Source organism: Bradyrhizobium sp. USDA 3262, assembly GCF_054060035.1.
In genome coordinates this window covers 7348554-7362356 of sequence record NZ_JBSSCT010000001.1, presented here as the reverse complement: position 1 = coordinate 7362356, position 13803 = coordinate 7348554, and the positions used below count along the sequence as shown (strand labels likewise).

Here is a 13803-nt window from a genome sequence, read left to right as displayed (position 1 = left end):
CTGCGGGGTTATGGATTGCTTCGCTTCGCTCGCAATGACGATGTAGAAGGCGGCCATGGACAACGCGCCCCTGATTCTGCTGGCGGCCGGTGGCACCGGCGGCCATCTGTTCCCGGCCGAAGCGCTCGCCGTGGAACTGATCAGGCGTGGCCTGCGGGTCCGGCTCGCCACCGACGGCCGCGCGCTGCGCTATTCCGGCCTGTTCGGCCGGGAGAGCATCGACCTCGTGCCGAGCGCGACCGTGCGCAGCCGCAACCCGATCTCGCTGGCGCGGACCGCGCTGATGCTCGGCTACGGCACGCTGGTCGCCGCCAATCTGGTGCGGCGGCTGAAGCCCGCGGCTGTGGTCGGCTTCGGCGGCTACCCGACCTTGCCGCCGCTAATGGCGGCGCGGCTGCTCGGCGTCCCCGGCATCATCCACGACGCCAATGCGGTGCTGGGCCGCGCCAACCGTTTCCTCTCCGGCCGCGTCAATGCGATCGCGACCTCGCTGCCCGGCGTGCTCGATCGCGATCCAGCGCTTGCCGGCAAGGCCACCACGGTCGGCACGCCGATGCGGCCGGCGATCCTTGCGGCTGCGGCAGTGAAGTACACGCCGCCCGAGGCGAACGGTCCGCTGCGCCTGCTCGTCGTCGGCGGCAGCCAGGGCGCGCGGGTGATGAGCGATATCGTGCCGCCCGCGATCGAGCAGCTCGCGCCCGCGCTGTGGAGCCGCCTGATCGTCACCCAGCAGGTGCGCGAAGAAGACATGGATCGGGTGCGCGCGGTCTACGATCGGCTCGAGATCAACGCCGAGCTCGCGCCGTTCTTCGCCGACCTGCCGGCGCGCCTCGCCTCGAGCCAGCTGGTGATCTCGCGCTCCGGCGCGGGGACCGTCGCCGAACTCGCCGCGATCGGCCGGCCCTCGATCCTGGTGCCGCTGCCGGGCGCGATCGATCAGGACCAGTTCGCCAATGCCGGCGTGCTGTCGCAGGCGAGCGGCGCGCTGCGCATCGCGCAGAGCGACTTGACGTCCGAGCGGCTGGCCGCTGAAATTTCGGCCTTCGCCGCCGAGCCCGCGAAACTGACTGCGATGGCGGCGTCGGCGCGCGGCGTCGGCCGGCTCGATGCCGCCGAGCGGCTCGCCGATCTGGTTGCGAAAGTGGCCAGAATTTAGGCCGCTTTCGAGGAATTTCGGCCGTGGGACGCCATGGCCGGGCTTGTCCCGGCCATATCAGTCTTTCATAAGTCGAAGAAGTGCCGGGGTGAGTCCGGACACGATGAAGGTGTTAGCAAAATGAGACTGCCGCGCGAGATCGGACCCATTCACTTCGTCGGGATCGGCGGCATCGGCATGAGCGGCATCGCCGAGGTGCTGATCAATCTCGGCTACACCGTGCAGGGTTCCGACGCTTCGGACAATTACAACCTCGACCGCTTGCGCAAGAAGGGCGCCAAGGTCTCGGTCGGCCACGCCGCCGAGAATGTCGACGGCGCCGATGTTGTCGTGGTCTCGACTGCGATCAAGCGCGACAATCCCGAACTGATGGCGGCCCGCGCGCGACGCATTCCGGTGGTGCGGCGCGCCGAGATGCTGGCGGAACTGATGCGGCTGAAGAGCTGCGTCGCGATCGCCGGCACCCATGGCAAGACCACCACGACGACGATGGTGGCGACCCTGCTCGATGCCGGCGGGCTCGATCCGACCGTGATCAATGGCGGTATCATCAATGCCTACGGCTCCAACGCGCGGCTCGGGGCCGGCGACTGGATGGTGGTCGAGGCGGACGAGAGCGACGGCACCTTCCTGAAGCTGCCGTCCGATGTCGTCATCGTCACCAATATCGACCCCGAGCATCTCGATCACTTCAAGACCTTCGAGGCGATCCAGGACGCGTTCCGCAATTTCGTCGAGAACGTCCCGTTCTACGGCTTTGCCGTGATGTGCACCGATCACCCGGTGGTGCAAACTCTCGTCGGCAAGATCGAAGACCGCCGCATCATCACCTACGGCCAGAACCCGCAGGCCGATGCGCAACTCAAGGATCTCACGCCGATGGGTGGCGGTTCCAGGTTCACGGTCGCGATCCGCGATCGCAAATCCGGCGCGGTCCATGAGATCGCCGATATCATGCTGCCGATGCCGGGGCGCCACAACGCATCGAATGCGACGGCGGCGATCGCGGTCGCGCACGAGCTCGGCGTGTCCGACGACGTCATCCGCCAGGCCATGTCCGGCTTCGGCGGCGTCAAGCGGCGCTTCACCAAGACCGGCGAGACCAACGGCATCACCGTGATCGACGATTACGGTCATCATCCGGTCGAGATCGCGGCGGTGCTGAAAGCGGCGCGGGAATCCGTCAACGGCAAGATCGTCGCCGTGGTGCAGCCGCATCGCTACACCCGCCTGCAATCCTTGTTTGAGGAATTCTGCACCTGCTTCAACGATGCCGACGCGGTCGTCGTCGCCGAGGTCTATCCGGCGGGCGAGGCGCCGATCGCCGGCATCGACCGCGACCATTTCGCCGCCGGCCTGCGCGCCCACGGCCATCGCAACGTTGTCCCGCTGCCGAACGCGGGCGAACTCGCGAAGATCGTGCACGGTCTCGCCAAGCCCGGCGACCTCGTCGTCTGCCTCGGCGCCGGCAACATCACGCAATGGGCCTACGCGCTGCCCGGCGAATTGAAGGCGCTGGGGTGATGATGGCCTCGTATCCATCCTCGTCATGGCCGGGCTTGTCCCGGCCATCCACGTCTTCACTGCACTATCGTGTCGTACAGGTCGTCCCAGTTCGGGTTCGCTGCGATGATCTTGCGGATCTTCCAAGCGCGCGGCCAATGCTTGATGGTGTGTTCGCGCTGGATGGCTGTACGGATGTCGTCAAAGTGCTCAAAGTAGACGAGTCGCTTCAGTCCGTATCGCTTGGTGAAGCCATCGACGAAGCCGGAGCGGTGCTCGAATATCCGGCGGACGAGATCGCTCGTTACCCCGACGTAGAGCTCGCCGTTCGGACGGTTGGTCAGAAAATAAACGTATCCCCCTGCCATGTGGAGATACTGCAAGACGTGGATGGCCGGGACAAGCCCGGCCATGACGGATGGAGAGGTTACCCATGACCTTTCCCGACATCACGCCCGACCTGAAAGCCGCGATGCCGGAGCTGCGCGGGCGGCTGCTGGCTAACCAACGTCTGGCGGAGCTGACATGGTTTCGCGTCGGCGGGCCGGCGCAGGTGTTGTTCACGCCGGCAGATGAAGACGACCTTGCCTATTTCCTGACGCGCCTGCCGCCGGAGCTGCCGGTCTATGTCGTCGGCGTCGGCTCCAATCTGATCGTGCGCGATGGCGGCATGCCCGGCGTCGTGATCCGGCTCGCCCCACGCGCCTTCGGAGAGACCACCGCGGCCGGCGATGTCGTCACCGCCGGCGCAGCGGCGCTCGACAAGCGCGTCGCCGAGACGGCTGCGGCGGCTGACATCGGCGGCATGGAATTCTTCTTCGGCATTCCCGGCACGGTCGGCGGCGCGCTGCGCATGAATGCCGGCGCCAATGGCGGCGAGACCAAGGACGTGCTGATCGAGGCCACCGGCATCGGCCGCGACGGCACGAAGCATACGTTCGGCAATGCCGACATGAAGTTCGTCTACCGCAACAGCGGCGTCGATCCGTCCATCGTCTTCACCTCGGCGCGCTTTCGCGGCAGGATCACCGATACTGAGGTGATCCGCGCCCGCATGAACGAGGTGCAGACCCATCGCGAGATCGCGCAGCCGATCCGCGAGAAGACCGGCGGCTCGACCTTCAAGAATCCGCCCGGCAACAGCGCCTGGAAGCTGATCGATGCCGCCGGCTGCCGCGGCCTCAAGGTCGGCGGCGCACAGGTGTCGGAGATGCACTGCAATTTCCTGATCAACACCGGCAACGCCACCGGGCACGACATCGAGACGCTCGGCGAGACGGTGCGCGAACGGGTCAAGCAGAGCAGCGGAATTGAGCTACACTGGGAAATCAAGCGGATCGGAAATTCATCGTAGTCGTCATTCCGGGGCGATGCGCAGCATCGAACCCGGAATCTCGAGATTCCGGGTCTGGTCCTTCGGACCATCCCGGAATGACGGAAGTAGCGAAGACAGGCAAAGAAGATGCAGGTGACCATTCTGTTCGGCGGCACCAACAAGGAGCGGCTGGTCTCGGTGGCGAGCACGCAAGCGCTGCACCGCGCGCTGCCCGACGCGGATCTCTGGTTCTGGGATGTCGACGACACCGTGCATGCGGTGACGTCGGAAAAACTGCTCGGCCACACGCGGCCGTTCGAGGTCGACTTCAAACCCGACGGTCGCGGCATCGCCCTCGACCAGGCGCTCGACAAGGCAAGCGCCGAGCAGCGTGTGCTGGTGTTCGGTTTGCATGGCGGCCGCGCCGAGAATGGCGAATTGCAGGCGATGTGCGAGCTGCGCGGTGTCGCGTTCACCGGCTCCGGCTCGGCGTCGTCGCATCTGGCGTTCGACAAGCCGTCAGCGAAGCGTTTCGCCGCGATCGCAGGTCTCAACGCGCCGCAGGGCATCACCGTCGAGCAGATCGATGACGCCTTCGCGAAACACGGCAGACTGATTGCAAAGCCCGCCAAGGACGGATCGAGCTACGGGCTGATCTTCGTCAACGCGAAGCAGGACCTTGTCGCGGTCCGCAATGCCGCAAAGCATGAAGAGTATCTGATCGAGCCGTTCGTGTCGGGCGTGGAGGCGACCTGCGGCGTGCTCGAGCAGTCCGACGGCTCCGTGTTCGCGCTGCCGCCGATCGAGATCGTGCCGGGGGAGGGAACCTTCGACTACACAGCTAAATACCTGCTGAAGTCGACCCAGGAGATCTGTCCCGGCCGTTTCGCGCCCGAGGTCAGCGCCGCGATCATGGACCATGCGCTGCGGGCGCACCGCGCGCTGTCCTGCACCGGCTATTCGCGCAGCGATTTCATCGTCTCGGCCACTGGCCCGGTCTACCTCGAGACCAACACCCTGCCGGGCCTCACCGCGGCATCACTGTACCCTAAGGCCTTGAAAGCACAGGGCATCGCCTTTGCCGACTTCCTCAACGACCAGATCGAGCTCGCCCGCCGCCGCGTCCGAAGTTAATGCCCGGCCGGGCGGGAACCCGCCAGGTCGGACGGATGGAACCCGGCTGCTGTTGCTAAAATGCTAACGAGTTCGCGGCAAAGTACTCACAGCGTTGGTCAAAACACGCTCCAGGCCGAAGTCGTTTACCGTTTGTTTACCAGGAAGCCCGAAGGTTAACGCTGGCGGCGCATGTAGCGCTTGGCTGCCGGGGCGTGAGCTGTCGCGGATTACCGCTTCGAGGATCGCAACCAGGGAACAGGGGGCCACTCTAATCCCACCGGTCTAGCCGAGACGTGATTTGTGCCGGGACCCGCGGGGTTTGCGGGCACAACATGTGACGAGCTCGTGCAATGGATGGTGCAGGACGCCTCACCCGATCGCTGCGATCGCTGGGGCCTCAAGCTGACCTGAGAGCAGCCGCTATTGGAGCGGCGGTGCTGCTGCGCGAGTATGTCGGCGCCCATCTCGCGCGCCGCAGGCAGCGTCCCGCCAGGCGGCCGCAAGTCATCATCGATCGCGAGCCGCCGAACCGCTACATCCTGATGGTCGAACGCTATCTGCCGCGCCGCATCGGGCTGGTCGCGACGCTCGCGATCCTGTTCGGCAGCCTGGGCCTCGGCATCGTCAAGGGCGGCCATGTCGAGGAATTCACCACCGCGCTCAGCGACGCCCGCAACGCGCTTGCCAATACTGCCGGCTTCCGCATCACCACCGTCGCCATCAACGGCCGCAAGCAGCTGAGCCAGGACGAGGTGCTCGCGATCGGCGGCGTCAATGGCCGCTCCTCGCTGCTGTTCCTCGACGCCGACACCGTGCGCGCCAAGCTGAAGGCCAATCCCTGGATCGCGGATGCCACGATCCTTAAGCTCTATCCGGGCCGGCTGCAGATCGACATCGTCGAACGCACCGCCTTCGCGCTGTGGCAGCAGAACGGCCGCCTGTCGGTGATCGCCTCCGACGGCGCGGTGCTCGAGCCCTACGTCTCGCGCCGCTTCCTCAATCTGCCGCTGGTGGTCGGCAAGGGCGCCGACGTCAGGGCCCACGACTTCCTGGCGCTGCTCGACCGTTATCCGCAAGTCCGCTCGGTGACCAAGGCCGCGATCTTCGTCGGCGAGCGGCGCTGGAACCTGCGCCTCAAGGACGGTCTCGACGTCCGCCTGCCGGAGAACGACGTCGGCAATGCGCTCGCTGCGCTCTCCAGGCTCGACAAGGACGAGAAGCTGTTCTCGCGCGACATTGTCGCCGTCGACATGCGCCTGCCCGATCGGCTGATCGTGCAATTGTCCGAGGACGCCGGCAAGGCGCGCGACGAACTGTTCAAGGACAAGAAGTCCAAGAAGAAGGCCGGTGACTCCGCATGACCGGCCTCGATCGCAATTTGACCCCGAAGACCCGCCCGATGCAGAAGCGCACCGCGATGGTGGCTTCGCTCGATGTCGGCTCCAGCAAGATCGCCTGCATGATTGCGCGGCTGAGGCCGTCGCCGCCGAACGAGGCGCTGCGTGGGCGCACCCATGCGGTCGAATTGATCGGCTACAGCCAGATCCAGTCGCGCGGCGTCAAGGCGGGCTCCGTCGTCGATCTCGCCGAATGCGAGAAGGCGGTGCGCCATGCGGTGGCGCTGGCCGAACGCATGGCCAAGGTCCGTGTCGAATCCGTTCTGCTGTCGGTCTCCGGCGGCCGGCAGCATGGCCAGCTGGTCGAAGCCGCGGCCGATATCCGCGGCGGCTCGGTCACCTCGGACGATATCAGCCGCGTCACGTCGGCTGGCATGCGCCACGCCGCCGGCGCGGGCCGTACCGTGCTGCATGCGCTGCCGGTCGGCTACGCACTCGACGGCGTCAAGGGCATCCGCGATCCCAGAGGCATGGTGGCGCGCCAGTTCGGCGTCGACATGAATGTGGTGACGTCGGACGCGACGGTCGCCAAGAACCTGATGCTGGTGGTCGAGCGCTGCCATCTCAACGTCGAAGCCATGGCGTCGAGCCCCTATGTCGCGGGCCTCTCGGTGCTGACCGATGACGAAGCCGATCTCGGCGCTGCCGTCGTCGAGATGGGCGCGGGATCGACCACGATCGCGACATACTCCGGCGGACGTCTCGTGCACGCATCCGGATTTGCGCTCGGCGGGCAACACATCACGATGGATCTTGCGCGCGGCATCGGCGCGTGCATTGCGGATGCCGAGCGAATCAAGACCTTATACGGCACGGTGCTGACCGGCGGTTCGGACTCGCGCGAGCTGATGTCCGTTCCCACCGCAGGCGATGATCGGGAGACACCGCAAATCGTGTCCCGCGCCACGATTGCGAATATTGTCCGGCATCGCGCCGAGGAGATTTTCGAAATGGTCCGTGACCGGCTCGCGGATTCCCCCTTTGCGGCAGAGCCGAGGGCGCGCGTGGTGTTGAGCGGCGGCGCCTCGCAGCTCACCGGCACCGTCGAGCTTGCCACCCGCATCCTGAACCGTCAGGTCCGCATCGGCCGTCCGCTCGGCTTCGGCCGGCTGCCGAACGAGGCGAAGGGCGCCTCGTTCTCGGTGCCCACGGGCCTCCTGGTCTATCCGCAATACGCACATCTTGAACATGTCGAACCGCGGCGCACGCGGCAGCTCAGGACAGGGACAGACGGTTACTTCGGAAAGGTCGGACGATGGCTTCGCGAGGGCTTCTGATGACCGAACCCCGGCTCACAGCATTTTCACCAGCTCCGGCGGCCAGCGGCCGGGACGAACCAACGCGCGCATAATCGAGAGAGGCAACCATGGCACTCAATCTGACACCCCCTGACATCAGCGAGCTGAAACCGCGGATCACCGTCTTCGGCGTCGGCGGCGCGGGTGGTAATGCCGTCAACAACATGATCACCGCCGGGTTGCAGGGCGTCGACTTCGTCGTCGCCAACACCGACGCGCAGGCGCTGACCATGTCGAAGGCGCAGCGCATCGTGCAGATGGGCACCCAGGTCACCCAGGGCCTCGGCGCCGGTTCGCAGCCCGACGTCGGCGCTGCGGCCGCGCAGGAGGTGATGGACGAGCTGCGCGATCACCTCACGGGCGCCAACATGGTGTTCGTCACCGCCGGCATGGGCGGCGGCACCGGCACCGGTGCTGCACCCGTGATCGCGAAGGCCGCTCGCGAGATGGGAATCCTCACCGTCGGCGTGGTGACCAAGCCGTTCCACTTCGAAGGTCAGCGCCGCATGCGCACCGCCGAGCACGGCATCGCCGAGCTGCACAAGGTGGTCGACACGCTGCTGATCATCCCGAACCAGAACCTGTTCCGGGTCGCCAACGAGAAGACCACCTTCGCCGACGCCTTCGCGATGGCCGACCAGGTGCTCTACTCGGGCGTCGCCTGCATCACCGACCTGATGGTCAAGGAAGGCCTGATCAACCTCGACTTCGCCGACGTCCGCGCCGTGATGCGTGAGATGGGCAAGGCGATGATGGGCACCGGCGAAGCCACCGGCGAGAAGCGCGCGCTGACCGCCGCGGAAGCCGCGATCGCCAACCCGCTGATCGACGACAGCTCGATGAAGGGCGCCCGCGGCCTCCTGATCTCGATCACGGGCGGCAAGGACCTGACCCTGTTCGAGGTCGACGAAGCCGCCACCCGCATCCGCGAAGAGGTCGACGCCGACGCCAACATCATCGTCGGCGCCACGTTCGACGAATCGCTCGACGGCGTCATTCGCGTCTCGGTGGTCGCAACCGGTATCGAGCAGGCCGCCATCGCCTCCCGCGCCCAGGCTCCCGCCGCGCAGCAGTCGGGCGGTTCGCCGGAGAGCCGGCTGGCCGATCTGACCGCCCGCCTGCGTGCCGACAATCAGCGCATGGCCGAGCGTGCCCAGAAGCTGGAACCGTCGACCGGCGTGACGGTCGCGCCGATCGCGGCTCCGGCCGCTCCGCAGCAGCGTCCGGCCGTCGAGCGCGCCGCGCTCGCGGCGATTGCCGCCGCGGTTGCTCCCGACAGCGCGCCGGCTGCCCAGGCGCCGATGCAGCCGGCCTCTTACGGTGACGTCACCGTGCGGCCGATTGCCCAGAAGCCCTCGCTGTTCCCGGACCACGAGGCCGCCCGGGCCGAACAGCATGAGCCGATGCCGCCCGAGACCTTCATCCCGCAGGCGGCGGAACGGTCGCCGGTCCGTGCTCCGCGGATGCCGAAGTTCGAGGATCTGCCGATGCCGGCGCAGGCCGAAATCCGCCAGGCCAGCGGTGACGGCGAGGTGGAGCACCCGCAGAAGACCCGCCTGTCGCTGCTGCAGCGGCTGGCCAATGTCGGCCTCGGCCGCCGCGACGAAGAGACCGAGCCGCCGATCGCGGCCCGTGCCTCCGGTCCGGCCATGCCGACGATGCCGCCGCTGCCCGAGCGCAAGCCGGCCCGCAGCGTCGCCCAGCAGATTTCGGCAAACGAATCGCCGGTATCCGAATATGCAAAGCGCCCGGCGCCGCAGGGTCTGGACGCTCATGGCCGCCAAGCACCTGTTGCCCCAGCGCCACAGGGCGACGACCATCTTGATATCCCGGCCTTCCTGCGCCGGCAGGCAAACTGAAGTTTGTTACAAGCTTGGCGACGAAGAAGGCCTCGGCGGGGAACCGCCGGGGCCTTTTCCTTGGCGCGGGCAGGCGATTGCGCCGGATAAACAAGCAACTGATTTTAAATGATTAATTATTCTTTCGGTGGTCAGATGGCGCGTCGCCGAGGGCCGTTTTCGCTGCCGCAATTTGGTTAACCTTGGGCGTGAATGCGGCGGAGATGGGGTAACAATCGGTAAAGAAGCGTGAGTTGGCGCGGTTTAGGGCTGTGACTATGGTCTGCCGTGACTTGGGGAGCTCAAGCGAGTCGGCCTTGGGGAAATTAGGCCACTTGAATTGAGTGAAGTCGGGTAGTGGGCATTATCGAATGAAGTTCAGCCGTCAAACCACGCTTCGGTCGCAAGCCACCGTGACTGGCGTAGGCGTTCATTCCGGTCTTCCTGTCAGTCTCACCTTGGGACCTGCACCTGTTGATGCGGGTTTTATTTTTGTCCGCACCGGTCTCGACGGTTCCGACCGCGAAGTCGTGGCCACCGCCGATGCGGTGATCGCGACCGAGTTCGCGACGGTGCTGGGTGACCGTGAAGGGCCGCTGGTTTCCACCGCCGAGCACGTGCTCGCGGCGCTGCGCGGCATGGGCGTCGACAACGCCACCATCGAAGTCGACGGCGCCGAAGTTCCGATCATGGACGGCAGCGCTGCGGCGTTCGTCGCGGCCATCGATCAGGCCGGCATCGTGACCCAGCCCGGCGTCCGCCGCTTCATCCAGGTTTTGAAGCCGGTGCAAGTCAAGATCGGCGAATCGGTTGGCGAGCTGCGTCCGTTCGCCGGCGGGTTCCGCGCCGAAGTCGAGATCGATTTCACCAACCAGGTGATTGGCCGCCAGACCTTCACCTTCGATCTGTCGCCGGAAGGTTTCCGCCGCGAGGTCGCACGGGCCCGCACGTTCGGCTGCATGAGCGACGTAGCGCGGCTGTGGGGCGCAGGCTTCGCGCTCGGCGCGTCCTTCGACAACACCGTGGTGTTCGACGAGGCCCGCCTCCTCAATGCCGAGGGCCTGCGCTACGCCGACGAATGCGCCCGCCACAAGGTGCTCGACGTGATCGGCGATCTGGCACTGGCCGGCCTGCCGCTGCTCGGCAGCTACCGTTCGGTACGGGGCGGCCACAAGCTCAACAACGCGGTGCTGAAGGCGCTGCTCGCCGACCGCAGCGCTTGGCGGGTGGTCGAATCGGACACCGCTCGGCGGCCGCTCCGTGGCCATGTCGAAGCCGGTGCAGGTACCGTGGGCGGCCTCGTCGCCCCGGCCTACGGCCCGGACGTGTCCTGATCGCCCAAGTCCTGATCTCCTGGCAGGTCGGGTCCAATTTCCGTAATAACCACAGCAGGCTGTGAGCTTCGCCGGGTCGCCTTATTCCCGGCGGAATGGCTCCGTATTCGGTTGGTCCACGGTCATTTTTCGGCTAAGCAGGCCTGCGGTTGCGAGAAACGGTAGCCTGGAAATATTGCATCCATGACCGCGGTTCATGGGTGGAGTGGGGTCGCCGTTAACCGCATCAAAGGCGTCAGGTTTTACAATTCATGTCGGCAATGCGTATGGCGCTCGAATCACGCAATTCTTCTGACGTCTCCGGCCTGACCAAGGCCGCGCGCACGCTGCGTTTTGCGGCGGGCCTGATTGTGCTGGCCGTGCCGCTCAGCGGCTGCGGCACCGGCGCGCTGTGGGACAAGTTCATGGCCAAGGACGACACGTTCGTCGATGAGCCCGCGGACAAGCTCTACAATGAGGGCTTGTACATGATGAACGAGAAGAAGGACCTGAAGGCCGCTTCGAAGAAGTTCGAGGAAGTCGACCGTCAGCATCCCTATTCGGACTGGGCGCGCAAGTCGCTCTTGATGTCGGCCTATTCGTTCTACCAGGCAGGCGACTACGACAGCTGCATCGGCTCGGCCACCCGCTACGTCACGCTGCATCCCGGCAGCCCGGATGCGTCCTACGCCCAGTACCTGATCGCGGCATCGCATTTCGACCAGATCCCGGACATCTCGCGCGACCAGAGCCGTACCGAGAAGGCGATCGCGGCGCTCGAAGAGGTGGTCCGCAAATATCCGACCTCGGAATACGCCACCCAGGCCAAGTCCAAGATCCAGGCTGCGCGCGACCAGCTCGCCGGCAAGGAAATGGCGGTCGGGCGCTATTACATGGGCAAGCGCGACTTCACCGCCGCGATCAACCGCTTCAAGACCGTGGTCACGCAATACCAGACCACGCGCCACGTCGAGGAGGCGCTCTACCGTCTCACCGAGGCCTACATGGCGATCGGCATCGCCGGCGAGGCGCAGACCGCGGCCGCGGTGCTCGGCCACAATTTTCCAGACAGCCGCTGGTACAAGGACGCATATAATCTAGTAAAGTCCGGCGGTCTCGAGCCGAGCGAGAATCAGGGATCCTGGATCAGCAGGACCTTCAAGAAGATAGGTCTCGGCTAGGAATTGTCCTCGCATGCTGGCGCGTCTGTCGATCCGTGACATCGTCCTGATCGAACGGCTCGATATCGAATTTTCCCGTGGCCTCGCGGTGCTGACCGGCGAAACCGGCGCAGGCAAATCCATCCTGCTCGATGCCTTTGCGCTGGCGCTCGGCGGCCGCGGCGATGCCGGACTGGTGCGCCACGGCGCCGAACAGGGGCAGGTCACCGCCGTGTTCGATGTCCCGAAGGGGCATCCGGCGGCCGGGATCCTGGCCGAGAACGGCCTCGACGACACCGGTGAGATGATCCTGCGCCGCGTGCAGCTCGCCGACGGCCGCACCCGCGCCTTCATCAACGACCAGGCGATCAGCGTGCAGACCCTGAAGGCAGTCGGCGCCGCGCTGGTCGAGATCCACGGCCAGCATGACGAGCGCGCGCTGGTCGACGCCTCCACCCATCGCCAGCTGCTCGATGCCTTCGCCGGACACGAGAAGGACGTCGCGGCGCTGGAAGCGCTGTGGGACATCAGGCGGACCGCCAATGCTGATCTCGACGAGCATCGCGCCGGCATGGAGCGCGCCGCGCGCGAGGCGGACTATCTGCGCCACGCCTCGCAGGAATTGAAGACGCTGGCGCCGAAGGAAGGCGAGGAGACCGAGCTCGCGGGTCGCCGCACCACGATGATGCAGGGCGAGAAGATCGCAACCGACCTGCGCGAGGCGCAGGAGGCGATCGGCGGCTCGCATTCGCCGGTGGCGTCGCTGTCGGCCGCGGTCCGGCGGCTGGAGCGCCGCGCCGCCAATGCGCCTGCACTGATCGAGCCCGCGGTCAAGGCGATCGATATTGCGATCAACGCGCTGGAAGAGGCCGACCAGCACCTCAACGCCGCGCTGGCGGCGACCGATTTCGATCCGGCCGAGCTGGAGCGCATCGAGGAGCGGCTGTTCGCGCTGCGCGCCGCTTCGCGTAAATATTCAACGCCGGTCGATCTGCTGGCCGCGCTGGCGGCGCAATATGCCGGCGACGTCGCGCTGATCGATGCCGGCGCCGACCAGCTGAAGAAGCTGGAAGCGGCCGCCGGTGAAGCCGACAAGCGCTATGCGGCGGCTGCCGCCAAACTGTCGGTGGCGCGCACCAAGGCTGCAGAGAAGCTCAACAAGGCCGTCAACGCCGAGCTTGCGCCGCTCAAGCTCGAGCGCGCGAAGTTCATGACCCAGGTCGAGAGCAGCGCGGCCGCGCCGGGGCCGCAGGGCATCGACCGTGTCGAGTTCTGGGTGCAGACCAATCCGGGCACCAAGCCGGGGCCGATGATGAAGGTCGCTTCCGGCGGCGAGCTGTCGCGCTTCCTGCTGGCGCTGAAGGTCGTGCTGGCCGATCGCGGCTCGGCGCCGACTTTGGTGTTCGACGAAATCGACACCGGTGTCGGCGGCGCGGTGGCCGATGCGATCGGCTCGCGGCTGGCGCGCCTTGCCGGCAAGGTGCAGGTGATGGCGGTGACGCACGCGCCGCAGGTCGCCGCCCGGGCGAGCCAACATCTTCTGATCTCCAAGGACGCGCTCGACAAGGGCAAGCGGGTCGCCACCCGCGTCAACGCGCTCGCCGCCGATCACCGCCGCGAAGAGATCGCGCGCATGCTGGCCGGCGCCGAGATCACCGCGGAGGCGAGGGCGGCCGCGGAACGGCTGCTCAGGGCGGCGAGTTAGTT

The 13803-nt window shown here is 66.2% G+C and carries 11 protein-coding genes and 1 pseudogene; 11 read left to right on the top strand and 1 reads right to left on the bottom strand.

What is annotated here, in order from left to right:
• The first annotated feature begins 55 nt into the window (after positions 1-55).
• Positions 56-1156 carry an undecaprenyldiphospho-muramoylpentapeptide beta-N-acetylglucosaminyltransferase gene (gene murG / locus ACVWYP_RS34860; RefSeq protein WP_304496436.1) on the top strand — a complete coding sequence of 367 codons (1101 nt, stop codon included), beginning with the start codon at positions 56-58 and terminating at the stop codon, positions 1154-1156.
• A gap of 120 nt (positions 1157-1276) precedes the next feature.
• Positions 1277-2680 carry a UDP-N-acetylmuramate--L-alanine ligase gene (gene murC / locus ACVWYP_RS34855; protein WP_304496435.1) on the top strand — a complete coding sequence of 468 codons (1404 nt, stop codon included), beginning with the start codon at positions 1277-1279 and terminating at the stop codon, positions 2678-2680.
• 56 nt (positions 2681-2736) lie between these two features.
• On the opposite strand, the gene ACVWYP_RS34850 is transcribed toward murC, so the two are convergent.
• On the bottom strand, positions 2737-3072 hold the full coding sequence (locus tag ACVWYP_RS34850; protein ID WP_304496434.1) for a GIY-YIG nuclease family protein: 336 nt from the start codon (positions 3070-3072) through the stop codon (positions 2737-2739).
• Positions 3073-3092: 20 nt separating this feature from the next.
• Here ACVWYP_RS34850 and murB point away from each other — a divergent pair, with 20 nt between their 5' ends.
• The 9 genes and pseudogenes from murB (at position 3093) to recN (ending at position 13801) form a co-directional block, all read left to right on the top strand.
• On the top strand, positions 3093-4013 hold the full coding sequence (gene murB, locus ACVWYP_RS34845; protein ID WP_304496433.1) for a UDP-N-acetylmuramate dehydrogenase: 921 nt from the start codon (positions 3093-3095) through the stop codon (positions 4011-4013).
• Between the two features lie 108 nt (positions 4014-4121).
• Positions 4122-5108, top strand: a complete 987-nt coding sequence (locus ACVWYP_RS34840) for a D-alanine--D-alanine ligase family protein (RefSeq protein WP_304496432.1) — start codon at positions 4122-4124, stop codon at positions 5106-5108.
• 68 nt (positions 5109-5176) lie between these two features.
• Positions 5177-5501, top strand: a pseudogene (locus ACVWYP_RS34835) (D-alanine--D-alanine ligase); the annotation flags it as partial.
• Positions 5441-6451 (top strand): cell division protein FtsQ/DivIB, encoded by a 1011-nt coding sequence (locus tag ACVWYP_RS34830; protein ID WP_304496431.1) that lies wholly within the window; start codon positions 5441-5443, stop codon positions 6449-6451. The pseudogene ACVWYP_RS34835 and the gene ACVWYP_RS34830, both read left to right, overlap by 61 nt.
• Positions 6448-7764 (top strand): cell division protein FtsA, encoded by a 1317-nt coding sequence (gene ftsA / locus ACVWYP_RS34825; protein ID WP_028332543.1) that lies wholly within the window; start codon positions 6448-6450, stop codon positions 7762-7764. Before ACVWYP_RS34830 ends, ftsA begins: the two co-directional genes overlap by 4 nt.
• An 89-nt stretch (positions 7765-7853) precedes the next feature.
• Positions 7854-9644, top strand: coding sequence for a cell division protein FtsZ (ftsZ, locus tag ACVWYP_RS34820; RefSeq protein WP_028342177.1), 1791 nt, complete (start codon positions 7854-7856; stop codon positions 9642-9644).
• A gap of 350 nt (positions 9645-9994) precedes the next feature.
• On the top strand, positions 9995-10957 hold the full coding sequence (lpxC, locus tag ACVWYP_RS34815; protein ID WP_304496430.1) for a UDP-3-O-acyl-N-acetylglucosamine deacetylase: 963 nt from the start codon (positions 9995-9997) through the stop codon (positions 10955-10957).
• Positions 10958-11208: 251 nt separating this feature from the next.
• Complete coding sequence (locus ACVWYP_RS34810; protein ID WP_439711111.1) at positions 11209-12117, top strand: outer membrane protein assembly factor BamD; 909 nt, start codon at positions 11209-11211, stop codon at positions 12115-12117.
• A 13-nt stretch (positions 12118-12130) separates the two neighbouring features.
• Positions 12131-13801, top strand: a complete 1671-nt coding sequence (gene recN / locus ACVWYP_RS34805; protein WP_304496428.1) for a DNA repair protein RecN — start codon at positions 12131-12133, stop codon at positions 13799-13801.
• The last annotated feature ends 2 nt before the right edge of the window (positions 13802-13803 follow it).

What these genes read in the sequence shown, in the direction of transcription:
- ACVWYP_RS34840 (WP_304496432.1), top strand. Translation starts at nt 4,122, where the DNA reads ATGCAGGTGACCATTCTGTTCGGCGGCACCAACAAGGAGCGGCTGGTC.
- ACVWYP_RS34830 (WP_304496431.1), top strand. Translation starts at nt 5,441, where the DNA reads ATGGATGGTGCAGGACGCCTCACCCGATCGCTGCGATCGCTGGGGCCT.
- murG (WP_304496436.1), top strand. Translation starts at nt 56, where the DNA reads ATGGACAACGCGCCCCTGATTCTGCTGGCGGCCGGTGGCACCGGCGGC.
- ACVWYP_RS34850 (WP_304496434.1), bottom strand. Translation starts at nt 3,072, where the DNA reads ATGGCCGGGCTTGTCCCGGCCATCCACGTCTTGCAGTATCTCCACATG.
- ftsA (WP_028332543.1), top strand. Translation starts at nt 6,448, where the DNA reads ATGACCGGCCTCGATCGCAATTTGACCCCGAAGACCCGCCCGATGCAG.
- ACVWYP_RS34810 (WP_439711111.1), top strand. Translation starts at nt 11,209, where the DNA reads ATGTCGGCAATGCGTATGGCGCTCGAATCACGCAATTCTTCTGACGTC.
- murB (WP_304496433.1), top strand. Translation starts at nt 3,093, where the DNA reads ATGACCTTTCCCGACATCACGCCCGACCTGAAAGCCGCGATGCCGGAG.
- lpxC (WP_304496430.1), top strand. Translation starts at nt 9,995, where the DNA reads ATGAAGTTCAGCCGTCAAACCACGCTTCGGTCGCAAGCCACCGTGACT.
- ftsZ (WP_028342177.1), top strand. Translation starts at nt 7,854, where the DNA reads ATGGCACTCAATCTGACACCCCCTGACATCAGCGAGCTGAAACCGCGG.
- murC (WP_304496435.1), top strand. Translation starts at nt 1,277, where the DNA reads ATGAGACTGCCGCGCGAGATCGGACCCATTCACTTCGTCGGGATCGGC.
- recN (WP_304496428.1), top strand. Translation starts at nt 12,131, where the DNA reads ATGCTGGCGCGTCTGTCGATCCGTGACATCGTCCTGATCGAACGGCTC.